The following is a 15,221-nucleotide window of genomic DNA, read 5'->3' on the forward strand; positions in this document are numbered from 1 at the left end:
TTGGTGGCCTGGCAGTGCTTTCAGGGTGCGGCGGCAGGGATGGGAGCCAGGCCCGAATCCACGTCACCGCACTGTGCGCGGTGGCGCAGCGCATGGTCCATCACCACCAGGGCCAGCAGCGCCTCGGCGATGGGCGCTGCGCGGATGCCGACGCAGGGGTCGTGGCGACCCTTGGTGATGACCTCGGTGCTCTGGCCCTGCACGTCGATGGATTCGCGCGGCGTGATGATGGAACTGGTGGGCTTGATGCCTATGCGCACTTCCAGATCCTGACCCGTGCTGATGCCGCCGACGATGCCACCGGCGTTGTTGCTGCGAAAGCCTTCGGGACTCAGCGAGTCACCGTGCGTGGTGCCGCGCTGGACCACGCTGTCGAAACCGGCACCGATCTCCACGGCCTTGACCGCGTTCAGGCCCATCATGGCGTAGGCGACGTCGGCATCCAGGCGGTCATACAGCGGCTGGCCCAGGCCCACCGGCATGCCGCTGGCCTGCACGCGCAGCGCCGCGCCGCAGGAGTCGCCCGACTTGCGCAGCGCATCCATGTATTCCTCGTATTGGGACACATCGGCCACCGGCGCAAAGAAGGGGTTGTTGCGCACATGCTCCCAGCTCTCGAAGGGCAGCGACAGCTCGCCCACCTGGGTCATGCAGGCGCGGAACTCGGTGCCGAACTTTTCCTTGAGCCACTTCCTGGCCACGGCACCAGCGGCCACCGTGGGGGCCGTCAGCCGTGCCGAGGAACGGCCGCCGCCGCGCGGATCACGGATGCCGTATTTCTGGAAGTAGGCGTAGTCGGCATGGCCGGGACGAAAGCTCTGCGCAATGTTGGAGTAGTCCTTGCTGCGCTGGTCGGTATTGCGGATCAGCAGCGCGATCGGCGTGCCCGTGGTGCGGCCTTCGTAGACGCCCGAGAGGATTTCCACCGCATCGGGCTCGTTGCGCTGGGTCACGAACTTGCTGGTGCCGGGACGGCGGCGATCCAGTTCTTGCTGGATATCCGCTTCGTTCAGCGCCATGCCGGGCGGACAGCCGTCGATGACGCAGCCTATGGCCGGGCCATGCGATTCGCCGAAGTTGGTGACAGTGAATAGGGTGCCGAAGGTGTTGCCGCTCATAGGCCGACGATTATGCCCGGGTAGCCCGCAAGCGCCGTGCCTGCGGCGGCGGTGCATTGCGCAGGCAGCCATCGTCCAGCAAAAACAAATATAGCTATCGGATTACGAATATTCATAGTTAAAATTGCAATCCACCCTTTTTCAACCGCCTGCGGATCACCACACAGGCACCAGCCGCAAACTGCGGGAGGTTCGTGAAATGCAGGCCTCTTACGACTCAACGCAAAGCCAGGATCACAGCGACCCTGCGGGCAGCACTCCACCGGCATCGCCAGGCCTTCAGCCCAAGGACGAGGAGCAGGACCTTCGCCCCTCGCTGCTGAATGTGCTGCTGACATCGTCCAGCCCTGGCGATTTCAGAACCCGCAACAGGCTTGCCCAGGCCAAGCAGTACATGCGGGCCCGGCTCGACGACCCCGAGCTCAAGCCCTTGCAGGTGGCCCAGGACATGGGCATGTCGCTGCGCAGCCTGGCGCGGCTGTTTGCCACCGAAGGACTGACCCCGAGCCGCTGGCTCTGGAACGAACGGCTGGCCCAGGCGCACCTGCTGCTTCGGGCAGACAATGCGCGGCGCGTGACCGATGTGGCGCTGGCCTGTGGCTTCACCAGCTTCTCGCACTTCAGCCGTGTCTTCAGACAGGCCTATGACGTGCCGCCCAGCGCCTTGCTCAAGCCCAAACGCCGCCGCGTGCACTGACAGGTCCTGCGGCCCATCCATTCGCTGTTCACGCGACTGTCTGCTTTGCGCCCTGCGCACAAAGACAAAGGCCTCCGCCGCATTTTGCGTTCGGAGGCCTTGCTGCCCTAGGTGAAACGGTCGAATGGTCGAAAGGTCGATATCGCCCCGACGATCAGTCTGCGCCCTGGCGCTCGCCCTCGGGCCAGTCGCGGATGTAGGCCTTGAGCATGCGGTTCTCGAAGTTCTGGCTGTCCACCACGGCCTTGGCCACGTCGTACAGGCTGATCACGCCCATGAGCATGCGCTTGTCCATCACCGGCATGTAGCGTGCGTGGCGGTCCAGCATCATGCGGCGCACCTCGTCCATGTCGGTTTCCATGGTGCAGGTCATGGGAGCGTCGTCCATGGCCGAGCGCACCAGCGTCTCGCCCACCCCGCCGTGCTTGACGAAGCCCTGGATCACTTCGCGGAAGGTCAGCATGCCGACCACGTCGCCATGCTCCATGACCACGAGGGAGCCGATATCGCGCTCCGACATCACCTGCACCGCGCTGGCCAGGCTTTCGTCCGGCGACACCGTGTAGAGGGTGTTGCCCTTGACGCGCAGGATGTCACTTACTTTCATGCCGTATCTCCAAATTTGTCTGTGTCGCCGTGGTTGCGGCAAGCCCGTGTCTGACAGGAAATATAGCCCACAATGCCCGCTTGCCTTGACAACCATGGAGACAGGAATGCCCGGCTACTCGGACCCCGGCTTTGACACCCTGGCGCTGCACGCGGGCGCACAGCCCGACCCCGCCACCGGAGCGCGCGCGACGCCCATCCACCTCACGACCTCGTTCGTGTTCGAGTCCAGCGACCATGCGGCCTCGCTGTTCAACCTGGAGCGCCCAGGGCACGTCTACAGCCGCATCTCCAATCCCACGAACGCCGTGCTGGAGCAGCGCGTCTCGGCCCTGGAAGGCGGCGTGGGCGCCATCGCCGTGGCCAGTGGGCAGGCAGCGCTGCACCTGTCGGTGGCCACGCTCATGGGCGCGGGCAGCCATATCGTAGCCAGCACGGCGCTGTACGGCGGCTCGCAGAACCTGCTGCACTACACGCTGGCGCGCTTCGGCATAGAGACCACCTTCGTCAAGCCCGGCGACATCGACGGCTGGCGCGCCGCGGTGCGTCCCAACACCAAGCTGTTCTTCGGCGAGACGGTGGGCAACCCGGGCCTGGATGTGCTGGACATCCCCACCATCAGCGCCATAGCCCATGAAGCCGGCGTGCCGCTGCTGGTGGACTCCACGCTGACCTCGCCCTGGCTGATGAAGCCGCTGGAGCATGGCGCGGACATCGTCTACCACTCGGCCACCAAGTTCCTGTCGGGCCACGGCACCGTGGTCGGCGGCATCGTGGTGGATGGCGGCAGCTTCGACTGGGAAAAGTCGGGGCGCTTCCCGGAGCTGACCGAGCCCTACGACGGCTTCCACAACATGGTGTTCAGCGAGGAAAGCAGCACCGGCGCCTTCCTGCTGCGCGCGCGGCGCGAAGGCCTGCGCGACTTCGGCGCCTGCATGAGCCCGCACACGGCCTGGCTGATCCTGCAGGGCATAGAGACGCTGCCACTGCGCATGGAGCGCCACATCCGCAATACCGAGAAGGTGGTGCAATTCCTGGCCAGCCATCCGCTGGTGGGCCGCGTGGGCCACCCGCTGCTGGAGACCCATCCCTCGCACCAACTGGCAAAGAAGCTGCTGCCGCGCGGCGCGGGCTCGGTGTTCAGTTTCGACATCAAGGGCAACCGCAACCAGGGGCGCAAGTTCATCGAGACGCTCAAGGTCTTCAGCCACCTGGCCAACGTGGGCGACTGCCGCAGCCTGGTGATCCATCCGGCCAGCACCACGCATTTCCGCATGAGCGACGAAGCACTGGCTCAGGCCGGCATCGGCCAGGGCACGATACGCCTGTCCATCGGACTGGAGGATGCCGACGACCTGATCGATGACCTCAAGCGCGCCCTCAAGGCCGCTGAAAAGGCAGCGTGAGCCGACAAGGGAGACACCAACAATGAAGATCGATGTTCAGGGCCACGCCATCTACGCCTATACCGGCGGCAAGGCCTTCAACCCCGCCCAGCCCACGGCCATCCTCATCCACGGCGTGCTGTGCGACCACAGCGTCTGGGCCCTGCAAAGCCGCTACCTGGCCAACCACGGCTGGAACGTGCTGGCCATAGACCTGCCCGGCCACTGCCGCAGCGCGGGTGACGCGCCCGCCAGCGTGGAGGCAGCAGCGGATTTCATCGGCCAGCTCATGGATGCGGCAGGCATCGGGAAGGCCGCACTGGTAGGCCACAGCTGGGGCAGCCTGATCGCCATGGAAGCGGCCGCCCGGCTGGGCGCGCGCGTCAGCCACCTGGCGCTGGTGGGCACGGCCTATCCGATGAAGGTCTCGCCCGCCCTGCTGGACTCCGCGCTCAGCACGCCCGAGCAGGCCATCCGCATGGTCAATGTGTTCTCGCGCGCCACGCTGGCGCCACCCAGCGGCGCAGGCAGCTGGGTATTCGGCGCCGGCATGGCGCTGGGCCGGCGCGTGCTGGCCAGCAATGACCGCACCAACCTGCTGCACACCGGCTTCAAGGCCTGCGACAGCTACGCGGGCGGCGAGGCGGCCATGGCGGCGCTGCAATGCCCGGTCCTGTTCGCCCTGGGCGAGCAGGACCAGATGACGCCGCCCAAGGCCGCCAAGGGCCTGATCGAGGCGGCCCGGGGCGCGCAGCGCCAGGTCAGCATCGTGCACCTGCCCAGCGGCCACAACCAGATGACCGAGGCGCCCGACCAGACGCTGTTCGCCATCCGGGATTTCCTGGCGCGCTGAGCCCGGCCGGGTCCTGCCCGCAGGGCCCGGACGCACTCACGCGCCGCGCGCGGGGAAGATGCTCTTTTTCACGAGCGCGTGCACGCCCCAGTTGCCATCCACCACCTGGGTGATGCCGAAGTCCACGGCAATCGACATCAGCGAGATGGCCTCGTCCTCTCCCAGCCCCTGGGTGGTCATGAGGAAATGGCGCATCTTGTGATAGGCGTCGCGCAGCGCCAGGTCCACGGAAGACTTCTTGAAGATCTGGTTTTGCGCATCAGGCCCCAGCTCCGCCAGGTAGTTGGCGTAGCTGAAGCCGTGCAGCAGCCATTCGTCCTGGGTTTCGAGCAGCGGATAGGCCAGTTCGGCCAGCGGCGTTCCAGGCAGGTCCGCCTTCTTGTGCAGGACCAGCTGGAAGGTGCCGGTCAGCGAGCACTCGATGGCCGTGCCGCACAGTTCGGAGTCCCCCTGCGAGGCATGCGGATCGCCCACGGTGAAGTTGGCCCCTGGCACGGCCACGGGGAAATACATGGTCGCCCCCTTGCCGATGCGCCAGTTGTCGATGTTGCCGCCCGTGTGGTTGGGCGGAATGGAGCTGGCCATCTCCACCTCGGCCGGCGCCACGCCGATGGTGCCGAAGTGCGGGCGCACGGGAACGCGGATATTGCGCAGCACGTTTTCGTTCTTGCTGATCGTGCGGTGGTCCACGGGCACGCCCGGATAGTCGATGGTCGGGTGGACCACGCCGAAGGGGTCGGTCTGTGGCGTCCAGCGGTAGTTGTAGACGGCGCGGGCCCAGTTGCGCTCGCCGGTCGCATCCACCTCGTAGATGGTGACCACCTCGCGCTTTCGGGGCTCGGTGAGCGTGTCGCCATAGTGAAAGCCCCAGTTCGCCGCCGCATTGCTGCCGAAGGTCCGGCCCTTGAACTGCGGGTTGCCCGAGGGGCGTGGCACCACATCAATGATGCGCACTTCCAGCACATCGCCGGGCTGTGCGCCCTTGATGCGTACCGGCCCCGTGCAGATGTGCACGCCCTGGCCGCCACCTGCGCCGTTCTTGGCATCCATGGGACCGGCGCCCCGGCGATCGACGTTCTTGCGCTGGCTGTCCCAGTGGAACACGCTCTCGGCGCCAGGGTCGCCCCGGACCATGCGTTCGGCATCGTCATTGGCGTGGTGGGTCAGCGTCTCCATGGTCACGTAGTCACCCGATTCGACTTCGACCACCGGCTTGGCCGATCTGCTGAAGTAGCCCCAGAGCACGGTGCTGGCAGAGGCGGGAATGTAGTAGTGGCTGGCCATGCCCTGGCCGGCCCGGGCGCCAGGCGCGCCCTGGGCAAAGGCCCGGGACGGTGCCATCGCGCCGCTGATGGCGCCGGCCGAGACCGCGCCGCCACCGACCACCATGGCGTCGCGCAGGAAGGAACGGCGTGCAACCTGGAATTCCTCGCGGATCAGCTTCTCGTCGGCTGGCGAAGCACCGTGCTGGCAGCCCGGGCCGCAGATATGTTCCTGGTGGGGGATGGTCATCGAAAATACTCCTGCTGTTGTGGATCGGTGCCGGCAGCGCCAGTGTCCAGGCGAGCATGTCCAGGCCGGTTGTTCCTGCGCGCACAAAAACTTGTCGCGGCTGCCATCCAGTGCGCCGGGCTTGGACAGGCAGTACGCGGGCGTTCATAGTTCGCCCCTGATGCACGACGATCCAAGACGCTTTTCCACCCACGCATTTCCCGATGCCTTGCGGCAGGCTGCGCTCAATGAGGCGCTGTCCAGGGCAGACATCCATGGCGAAGCGCCCACGCCACCGGCCACCCACCTGGCGCTGCGCAGCTCGCCACTGGGATCGGTGTTCATCACGCTGGCCACCTCGCCCCTGACGCTGCGGGCCGTGGCCAAGCGGCTGCGCGGCCCGGGCCTGCTGCTGTGCGCCTTGCTGCAAGGCAGCGCCGATGCGGTGATCGAGGACGCCGCGTTCCCGATCAAGGCCGGCTCGGCCCTGCTGCTGGAGTCAGACCGGGACTGGCAGCTGCAGTTGCCCGGCGACGGCCGCCTGCTGCTGGCGCGGCTGGAGTCCTCGAGCTTTCTGTTGCGCCTGCTGCGCTCGTGCCCGCCCGAGGCCAGGCACATCGGCGGGACAGGCGGCGTGGGGGCCATGTGCATGGCAATGGCGGCCTCACTGGCAGAGCAGATCGACACACTGGCACAGGACGATCTGCTGTCGGTGGAGGCCACGCTCACCGACATGCTGGTCACCTGCCTGACACCGCGCGCCGGCAATCCCGAGCAGGAGCAGGCCGAGGCGACCGAGCCGCCCAGCGCCGTGCAGCTTGGCCATCTGCGCCGCATCTGCCGCGCCATCGAAACCCGGCTGGGCGATGCCGAACTGTCCATCGATGCCATCGCCGACGCCGAGGGGCTGTCCACGCGCTATCTGCAAAAGCTGTTCAAGGGAGCGGCCACCAGCTTCAGCACCTACCTGCGCGAACGCCGGCTGGAGCGCTGCCGCATGGACCTGAGCAACCGCTCGCTGCAGCATTTCTCCATTGCCGAGCTGTGCTTTCGCTGGGGCTTTGGCGATGCCGCCAACTTCAGCCGCGCCTTCACGGCCCGCTATGGTCTGTCCCCCAAGGCCTATCGCACCAGTCCGGCGCGCGTGCAGGATGCGCCGCCCGGCCAGCGCGGACGCCCCTCGCCCGCCGAGAGCGCTGCACAGGGTGCAGAACCGGCCGCAGCGCGCCTGGCACACAGCCCGTTCCAGGCCCTGCTGCGCGACCATGCACGCTACGCCCAGGCGCTGGCCCTTGTGCCCAAGCGCTCGGCGCACGCAGACAATGGCGGTGCGTCGCCCCAGCATTACTACCTTCCGGTCTCCGACAAGACCGTGCACTGGGGCTACCTGAGCCGTTCACTCAAGCCCGTGCTTTCGGTGCGCTCGGGTGACGTAGTGACCATGGAGACGCTGACCCAGCATGCCTCGGACGACTGGGAACGCATGATCGAAGGCGATCCGGGCGCCGAAAGCGTGTTCCACTGGACCGCGGCCCAGAAGGCCGTGGACCGGCGCGGCGCGGGCCCGATGGACGCCTCGATCTACGGCCGCGGCGCGGGCGAGGGCTTCGGCGTGCACATCTGCACCGGCCCCATCTATGTGCATGAGGCCGAACCCGGCGACCTGCTGGAGATACGCATCCTCGATGTGCAGCCACGCCCCAGCTGCAGCCCCGCTCACCACGGCCGTGTCTTCGGCAGCAACGCCGCCGCCTGGTGGGGCTTTCACTACCGCGACCAGATCACGGAGCCCCGCCAGCGCGAAGTGGTCACCATCTACGAAATCGACCACGCACTGCCCGAGGAGCCCACGGCCCGCGCTGTCTACAACTACCGCTGGACGCCGCAGACCGACCCCTTCGGCGTGGTCCATCCGACCATCGACTACCCGGGCGTGCCCGTGGACCCCGCCAGCATCACACGGCGCTTTGGTGTGCTGGACAAGGCACGCGTGCCGCTGCGTCCGCATTTCGGCATGCTGGCCGTGGCACCGCGAGAGGCCGGCCTGATCGACTCCATACCGCCGAGCTACTTCGGCGGCAACCTGGACAACTGGCGTGCCGGCAAGGGCGCGACGCTCTTCCTGCCCGTATCGGTGCCAGGCGCGCTGTTTTCGGTGGGAGACCCGCATGCATCCCAAGGCGACTCGGAACTGTGTGGCACGGCCATCGAATGTTCGCTGACCGGCAGCTTCGAGCTGCGGGTGCACAAGCGCGCCGCGCTGGACAACCGCTTCCTTGCAGAGCTGGACCACCCTTTCCTGGAGACCGGCTCCGAATGGGTGATACAGGGCTTCAGCTTCACCGACCACCTGGCCGAACTGGGCAGCCAGGCGCAGTCCCAGGTCTATCGCAAGTCATCGCTGGAAGGCGCCATGCGTGACGCCTTCCACAAGGCAAGGCGCTATCTGATGCTGGCCCACGGGCTGGACGAGGACGAGGCCGTATCGCTGATCTCCGTGGCCGTGGACTTCGCCGTGACGCAGGTGGTCGACGGCAACTGGGGCGTGCACGCCGTGATCAAGAAGACGCTGTTTCCGCCGGAACTCTCGGCGTCCGCCCAGGAGGGCCCATGAAGCCCACCCGGGATCAGACCCGTGCCAGGAAGCGGGCGATGCGCTGGGCAATGCGCTCGGGCTGCTCGCGGTGGGGGACGTGGCCGCCGCCGGCCACGATCTCCACTTCCACCGGGCCGCTGGCGCGGTCGCGGATGCGCTCGGGGTGGACCAGGGAGCCGAACTCGTCGAGCTCTCCATGGATGGCCAGCACCGGGCAGCACACGCGCTCCAGCGCCTCGTCCAGCCGGTAGTCGGCAAAAGGCGGGGACAGCCAGGTATCGACCCAGGCAGACAGCACCCAGGCGGCCTTGTCGCCGTGGTATTTCTCCAGGCGCGCCAGCTGGCCGGGCCGGGCGAAATCCTGTTGGGCCGCGCGAATGCCCTGCAAGGTGCGATCTTCCACAAAGGCCTGGGCGGACTCCGTGATCACCGCCTTGCACTGCGCGCCATATCGGGCCGCCACCATGGCGGCCATGCCGCCGCCCACGCTGTGGCCCAGCACAATGAAATCCTCAAGGCCCAGCCCCTGGTGCACGGCCGGGAACACGGTCTCTGCCTCCCGGGCCACAAAGCCCGGCCCCAGCGTGCCCGGATAGGGATCGGACTGGCCAAAGCCCAGCCGGTCATAGGCCAGCACATCGCGGCGCGTGGCCTCGGCCAATTGCTGCGGGAAATCGCGCCACAGCGCCACCGAGCCCAGCGAGTCGTGCAGCAGCACGATGGGCGCGCGCGCCGGGCCTTGTTCGCCTTCGCCGGCCGCCGGCGCCTGCCAGCGCCTGACGTAGATGCTGCCCTGCGGCGTGGGAATGCGGATTTCGTTCAAGGATGCGGGGATGTCGGTCATGCACGAGGAAGGCATCGAAAAAAACTCCATGCCGGTCGGCGCCGGCCCGGCAGACATCATGCGCCTGCATGCCGCCAGAGGGCGACACCGTGGCGACGCGCGGGGCGGAATGCGGCAGCTTTTGTCTCTCTCGGGGCAGCTTTTGCGAACCCGGGCGCGCGGGTTCCTCCGATGGTGAAAGGCCAGGCAGCGGCGTATAAGTTGAAGCCACCCCATGCACGCGAAGGCCTGCCATGTCACACGCTTCCGCTCCCCTGCCCGGCGCCGCACAGGCTGCCGTGGACCCGCGCCAGTTCAAGAGCTTTGCCGAGTTCTATCCGTTCTACCTTCAGGAACACAGCAACCGTACCTGCCGGCGCCTGCACTTCGTCGGCTCCACGCTGGCGCTGCTGTGCCTGTTCGCGCTGTTCCTGACCGGCAATTTCTGGTTCCTGCTCGGCGGCCTGCTGTTCGGCTACGGCTTTGCCTGGATAGGGCACTTCGGCTTCGAGAAAAACCGGCCCGCCAGCTTCAAGCGCCCGCTGTACAGCTTTCGCGGCGACTGGGTGATGTGGCGCGACATCCTCACCGGACGCATTGCGCTCTAAAGCGCCGCGCCGGGCACTACGGCCGGGGCCGGCTCTCCAGCAGGCTGGCCAGCGTCATGCCCGCCAGGCCCGTGCGCTCCCACAGCGGCTGCACGGCCGCGGAAGGAGCCAGCAGCAGGCGTTCGACCAGGGGGGCCAAGGGCGTGTGTTGCGGGTCCACCAGCAGCATGTAGCGGGGCTCGGTGCCCTCGCTGCCCGCCGCAACGCCTGGCGCCTGCACCGTTCCCACCCAGTCGAGCACGGACAGCGCCTGCAGCACCGGATCGATCTGCTGCCAGTCCACATGCAGGCGGCGTGCCAGATCGCTGGCATACAGGCCCTTGGCGGGCGACTCGCGCTCCTGCTCCAGGTACTGCAGGATTTCCACGGCCATCTCGAACTGCCAGCCCTGCTGTCCGGGCATGCGCTGCACGCCGGCCATGACGATGGGCAGATACGCGGTGACCACGGCGCCCAGCAGCACGATGATCCAGGCCATGTAGATCCAGATCAGCAGGATCGGCAAGGTGGCAAAGGTGCCGTAGATGACCGAATAGGTAGGCACCGAGGCCAGGTACAGGCCCAGCGCCTTCTTCGCCAGCTCCATGCAGGTGGCCACGAACAGGCCGCCCACCCAGGCATGGCGCCAGCGCACCGCCGTGTTGGGCACATAGTGGTACAGGCCCGCCATGCCAGCGGCCAGCGCCAGGTACTCGATGGAATCGAAGATGAAGCGCAACCCTTCGGGCAGCGCATTGACCAGCCCGCGCGAGGCCGACATCACATAGGACGACAGCACCAGGCTCAGGCCCAGCACCAGCGGGCCCAGCGTGATCGCGGCCCAGTAGATCAGCACGCGCTGGCCCAGCGGCCGCAGCTGGCGCACGCGCCAGATGTTGTTGAGCGTGCGGTCTATGGTGAGGATCAGCGCGACCGCCGTGATCACCAGAATGGAAAAACCGGCCATGCCCAGCTGGCTGGCCTTGGAGGCGAACTGCGTCAGATAACCCAGCACCTGGCGCGCAATGGTCTCCGGAATCAGGCTGTCGATCAGCCAGCGCTCCAGCACGATCTGCACGCGCGAGAAGATGGGAAACGCCGTGAACAGCGCCAGCGCCACCGTGAAGAACGGCACCAGGGCCAGCACCGTGGTGAAGGTCAGGCTGCTGGCGGTGACGCCCAGCCGGTCCTCGCGAAAGCGTTCGCGCAGCGTGTGCGCGGTATTGCGCCAGGGAAAGCAGCGCAGGCGCTCGCGCCAGGATGGGGGCACCACAGGCTCGGGCCGCTCCATCAGCGAAAGGCTGCGCTCCTGTTCGGGCGCGGGCAGTGCAACGGCACCGTCCTCCAGGCCACCGGCAGGCTCCTGCCCGGGGCCGCCGCTCATCGCCATATCTCCGCTGCAACGCGCGTGCCTGAAACGGGAACGCGCGTGACCATCCAAGCAATCACATGTTCAAAGGACAAGACCATGGCCGATATGATGCCACCCCGATGACTGATTCCATTTCTCGCCCCGGCGCCGATGTCGCCGCCACCCGCTGGCTGGCGGTCTCCAGCCTCATGGGCCTGATCGTGCTGAGCCTGGCCTGGGAACTGTGGCTGGCGCCCATGCGGCCAGGGGGCTCCTGGCTGGTGCTCAAGGCCCTTCCGCTGGCGATTCCGCTGATCGGCCTGCTCAAGCACCGCATGTATACCTACCGCTGGGTCAGCCTGCTGGTGTGGATCTATTTCACCGAGGGCGTGGTGCGCGCCTGGAGCGACGCGGCGCCCGGCCGCTGGCTGGCGCTGCTCGAAGTTTTCCTGTGCCTGATGCTGTTCACCGCCTGCGCCCTGCATGTGCGCTGGCGCCAGCGCAGCGCGCGCCGCGCGGCCCAGGCGGCCGGCGGCTGAGTCCCCGTTTTCATGCCTTCACGTCTTTGAAAGAAGTTGCAACATGACTGCACTGCTTGAACGCCTGCGCCAGATCGTCGGCGAAGCCCATGTCCTCACCGAGGGCGACCTCGTCGCCTATGAACAGGACTGGCGCCGCCGCGTGCGCGGCAAGTCCCTGGCCGTGGTGCGCCCGGCCAGCACGGCCGAGGTGGCTGCCGTGGTGCGCGAATGCGCGACCGCAGGCACCAGCATCATTCCCCAGGGCGGCAACACCGGCCTGTCGGTGGGGTCCACGCCGGACGACAGCGGCACGCAGGTCGTGCTCAGCCTCACGCGCCTGAATGCCGTGCGCCACATCGATCGCGACAACCTGAGCTTTACCGTCGAGGCCGGCTGCATCCTGCAAAGCCTGCAGGAGCTTGCCGAGAAAGAGGGCCTGCTGTTCCCGCTGTCGCTGGCCGCCGAAGGCAGCTGCACCATTGGCGGCAACCTGGGCACGAACGCCGGCGGCACCCAGGTGGTGCGCTACGGCAACACGCGCGAGCTGTGCCTGGGCCTGGAAGTGGTCACGCCGCAGGGCGAGGTCTGGGACGGCCTCAAGGGCCTGCGCAAGGACAACACCGGCTACGACCTGCGCGACCTGTTCATCGGCAGCGAAGGCACGCTGGGCATCATCACCGCCGCCACCATGAAGCTGTTCCCGCAGCCTGCGGCCCAGCTCACGGCCTTTGCCGCCGTGCCGTCCATGGAAGCGGCCGTGCGCCTGCTGGGCATGGCGCACAGGCATCTGGGCGCGGGGCTGACGGGCTTCGAGGTCATGGGCCAGTTCGCGCTGTCCCTGGTGATCAAGCACATGCCCCAGCTGCGCGTGCCCTTTGCGGGCCTGGACGGCGCGCCGCCCTATTACGTGCTGGTCGAGAACTCGGACAGCGAGTCCGAGCAGCATGCGCGCGAGCGTTTCGAGGCCCTGCTGGAGCTGGCCTTCGAGGACGGCTGCGTGCTTGACGCCGTGGTGGCCGAAAGCCTGTCGCAGGCCCATGAGCTGTGGCACATCCGCGAAAGCATTCCACTGGCCCAGGCCGAGGAAGGCCTGAACATCAAGCACGACATCTCCATTGCGGCATCGCGCATTCCCGCCTTCGTCGAGCACACCGATGCCGTGCTGCAGCGCGAGATCCCGGGTGTGCGCCTGGTCAACTTCGGCCACCTGGGCGACGGCAACCTGCACTACAACGTGCAGGCGCCAGAGGGCGGCGACGCCAAGGCCTTCCTCAACGAGCGAGAGCACCTGGTCAACCACCTCGTCTATGAAGCCGTGGCCGAATTCGGCGGCTCGTTCTCTGCCGAGCACGGCGTGGGCGCGCTCAAGGTGGACAAGCTGGAAAAGTACCAGTCGCCCGTGGCCCTGGGCATGATGCGCGCCATCAAGCAGGCATTGGATCCTCAAGGCCTGATGAATCCCGGCTGCATCCTGGCGCGCGCCTGATCGGGCAGCGCCGGCTTATCAAGAAGGGGCAGGGCCGCGTGGCGGCGCTGCCCCTTCTTGCATCCAAACGCGGTCAGGTGCGGCCAAACTCGGCCAGGTGCGGCCAGGTGCAGATCAGGAAGCGGGCTTGTTGCTCTCGACCACAGCAAAGGACTTCTGCACCTGGCTGGGCCAGGCGATGTCGGCACCGGCCGCGTCGGAGAAGTCGGTCTGCTTGCCATCGGTCAGCAGCCACACGCGCAGTGCGTTGCGCGCGGGATCGATCACGATGGCGCCCATCTCCTCGCCGCCCTGGTGCGGGCGCAGGCCGACGATGCTCCAGACATCGCCTTCCTTGGTCAGCGGGCCCACGGTGCGCATATTGCTCAGCAGGGTCGGGTAGCTGGTGCCCAGCAGCGCCTTGAGCCGCTCGGCCAGCACGCCTTGCTCCAGATAGTTGGTGCCGTCATAGGGGTACTTGCCCAGGTACTCGGCCAGGCTGTCCAGGCCGGGCTCGCCAGCCTTGGCCGTGGACGGCAGGCGGGTGCGCTCGGGAAAGTTCAGCGTCAATGCGGGCGCGGGCGCGGCCACATCGAGTGCCACGGACTGCACGGCCTTGGGAGTGGGAACGGTGGGAGAGCGCGGATCACAGGCTGTCAGCGCCAGCATGGCGGCACCCAGTGCGATTCCGGCCTGCCAGGGGGAGAGCATGGAAGACATGCGCAAGCTCCTTGTCAAAGCGGATGCGAAAAAACCATGGCGCCGGTGTGAAAGCCCAGGCAAGACTCCGGCGCCCGTCGGCAGCCATTTTCGCACCCGGGGTTGCAAACCTTGTTTCGAGGGGCATGGATGCCGTCGGACAAGGCGCCGTATTCATCAAGGGATAATCCCCGCCATGAACATGACTGCCGCGCCCCGCCCTGCCCGCTCACAGTACGAAGATTTCATGCGCCATGTCTACGAACATGGCGTGTCCAAGACCGACCGTACCGGAACGGGTACGCGCAGCGTGTTCGGGCACCAGATGCGCTTCGATCTGTCCGAAGGCTTTCCGCTGGTCACCACCAAGAAGGTGCACCTTAAATCCATCATCCTGGAACTGCTGTGGTTCCTGCGCGGCGACAGCAACGTGCGCTGGCTGCAGGAGCGCGGCTGCACCATCTGGAACGAATGGGCACGCGAGGACGGCGACCTGGGTCCGGTCTACGGCGTGCAATGGCGCAACTGGCCCACGCCGGACGGCGGCCACATCGACCAGATCGCCGAAGTGGTCAAGCAGCTCAAGAGCAACCCGGACAGCCGCCGCATCATCGTCAGCGCCTGGAACGTGGCCGACCTGCCGCAGATGGCGCTCATGCCCTGCCACGCCTTCTTCCAGTTCTATGTGGCCGACGGCAAGCTCAGTTGCCAGCTGTACCAGCGCAGCGCGGACATCTTCCTGGGTGTTCCCTTCAACATCGCCAGCTACGCGCTGCTGACCCACATGCTGGCCCAGCAATGCGACCTGCAGGTGGGCGACTTCGTCTGGACCGGCGGCGACTGCCACATCTACAACAACCACTTCGCCCAGGTCGAGACCCAGCTGGCGCGCCAGCCCTTCGCCTACCCGACGCTGCAGATCAAGCGCCGGCCCGACTCCATCTTCGGCTACGAGTACGAGGACTTCGAGGTCGTCGGCTACCAGCACCACGAGCCCATCAAGGCCCCCGTGGCCGTCTGAGGCTGCAG

At 66.9% G+C, this 15,221-nt stretch carries 14 protein-coding genes; 8 read left to right on the forward strand and 6 right to left on the reverse strand.

Translation table 11 applies throughout. From position 1 onward, the window contains the following. Positions 1-20: 20 nt before the first annotated feature. Complete coding sequence (gene aroC, locus INR38_RS14705; protein WP_013801440.1) at positions 21-1,118, reverse strand: chorismate synthase; 1,098 nt, start codon at positions 1,116-1,118, stop codon at positions 21-23. Between the two features lie 199 nt (positions 1,119-1,317). On the opposite strand from aroC, the gene INR38_RS14710 reads away from it, so the two are divergent. Beyond that, complete coding sequence (locus INR38_RS14710) at positions 1,318-1,815, forward strand: AraC family transcriptional regulator (RefSeq protein ID WP_197943972.1); 498 nt, start codon at positions 1,318-1,320, stop codon at positions 1,813-1,815. Between the two features lie 154 nt (positions 1,816-1,969). Here INR38_RS14710 and INR38_RS14715 read toward each other — a convergent pair whose 3' ends face one another. Further along, positions 1,970-2,422: a CBS domain-containing protein gene (locus INR38_RS14715; protein WP_012206758.1), complete on the reverse strand. Its 453-nt coding sequence runs from the start codon at positions 2,420-2,422 to the stop codon at positions 1,970-1,972. Between the two features lie 106 nt (positions 2,423-2,528). Between INR38_RS14715 and INR38_RS14720 the strand changes: the two genes are divergently transcribed. Then, the gene (locus INR38_RS14720; RefSeq protein ID WP_012206759.1) at positions 2,529-3,827 is read left to right on the forward strand and encodes an O-acetylhomoserine aminocarboxypropyltransferase; all 1,299 of its coding nucleotides are present in this window, start codon (positions 2,529-2,531) and stop codon (positions 3,825-3,827) included. 22 nt (positions 3,828-3,849) lie between these two features. Further along, complete coding sequence (locus tag INR38_RS14725) at positions 3,850-4,659, forward strand: alpha/beta hydrolase (protein WP_034396198.1); 810 nt, start codon at positions 3,850-3,852, stop codon at positions 4,657-4,659. 36 nt (positions 4,660-4,695) lie between these two features. On the opposite strand, the gene INR38_RS14730 is transcribed toward INR38_RS14725, so the two are convergent. Continuing rightward, entirely contained in the window at positions 4,696-6,171 is a 1,476-nt protein-coding gene (locus INR38_RS14730) for an acetamidase/formamidase family protein (RefSeq protein WP_013801436.1), read from the reverse strand. A 160-nt stretch (positions 6,172-6,331) separates the two neighbouring features. On the opposite strand from INR38_RS14730, the gene INR38_RS14735 reads away from it, so the two are divergent. Beyond that, the gene (locus INR38_RS14735; protein WP_207442338.1) at positions 6,332-8,764 is read left to right on the forward strand and encodes an acetamidase/formamidase family protein; all 2,433 of its coding nucleotides are present in this window, start codon (positions 6,332-6,334) and stop codon (positions 8,762-8,764) included. Positions 8,765-8,777: 13 nt separating this feature from the next. On the opposite strand, the gene INR38_RS14740 is transcribed toward INR38_RS14735, so the two are convergent. Further along, the gene (locus tag INR38_RS14740) at positions 8,778-9,605 is read right to left on the reverse strand and encodes an alpha/beta hydrolase (RefSeq protein WP_207442336.1); all 828 of its coding nucleotides are present in this window, start codon (positions 9,603-9,605) and stop codon (positions 8,778-8,780) included. 218 nt (positions 9,606-9,823) lie between these two features. Here INR38_RS14740 and INR38_RS14745 point away from each other — a divergent pair, with 218 nt between their 5' ends. Next, complete coding sequence (locus INR38_RS14745; RefSeq protein ID WP_012206764.1) at positions 9,824-10,177, forward strand: DUF962 domain-containing protein; 354 nt, start codon at positions 9,824-9,826, stop codon at positions 10,175-10,177. A gap of 16 nt (positions 10,178-10,193) precedes the next feature. Here INR38_RS14745 and INR38_RS14750 read toward each other — a convergent pair whose 3' ends face one another. Then, positions 10,194-11,540, reverse strand: a complete 1,347-nt coding sequence (locus INR38_RS14750) for a YihY family inner membrane protein (protein ID WP_013801433.1) — start codon at positions 11,538-11,540, stop codon at positions 10,194-10,196. Between the two features lie 107 nt (positions 11,541-11,647). On the opposite strand from INR38_RS14750, the gene INR38_RS14755 reads away from it, so the two are divergent. After that, complete coding sequence (locus INR38_RS14755; RefSeq protein ID WP_013801432.1) at positions 11,648-12,046, forward strand: DUF2069 domain-containing protein; 399 nt, start codon at positions 11,648-11,650, stop codon at positions 12,044-12,046. A 43-nt stretch (positions 12,047-12,089) separates the two neighbouring features. Continuing rightward, a complete protein-coding gene (locus tag INR38_RS14760; RefSeq protein WP_071956512.1) occupies positions 12,090-13,514 on the forward strand; it encodes an FAD-binding oxidoreductase in 1,425 nt (474 codons plus the stop codon). 114 nt (positions 13,515-13,628) lie between these two features. On the opposite strand, the gene INR38_RS14765 is transcribed toward INR38_RS14760, so the two are convergent. Further along, a complete protein-coding gene (locus INR38_RS14765; RefSeq protein WP_034396206.1) occupies positions 13,629-14,213 on the reverse strand; it encodes a hypothetical protein in 585 nt (194 codons plus the stop codon). Between the two features lie 175 nt (positions 14,214-14,388). Here INR38_RS14765 and INR38_RS14770 point away from each other — a divergent pair, with 175 nt between their 5' ends. Next, complete coding sequence (locus tag INR38_RS14770) at positions 14,389-15,213, forward strand: thymidylate synthase (RefSeq protein WP_012206769.1); 825 nt, start codon at positions 14,389-14,391, stop codon at positions 15,211-15,213. Positions 15,214-15,221 lie beyond the last annotated feature (8 nt).

Source organism: Delftia sp. SD018 (assembly GCF_017355445.1).
GTDB lineage: Bacteria > Pseudomonadota > Gammaproteobacteria > Burkholderiales > Burkholderiaceae_C > Comamonas > Comamonas acidovorans.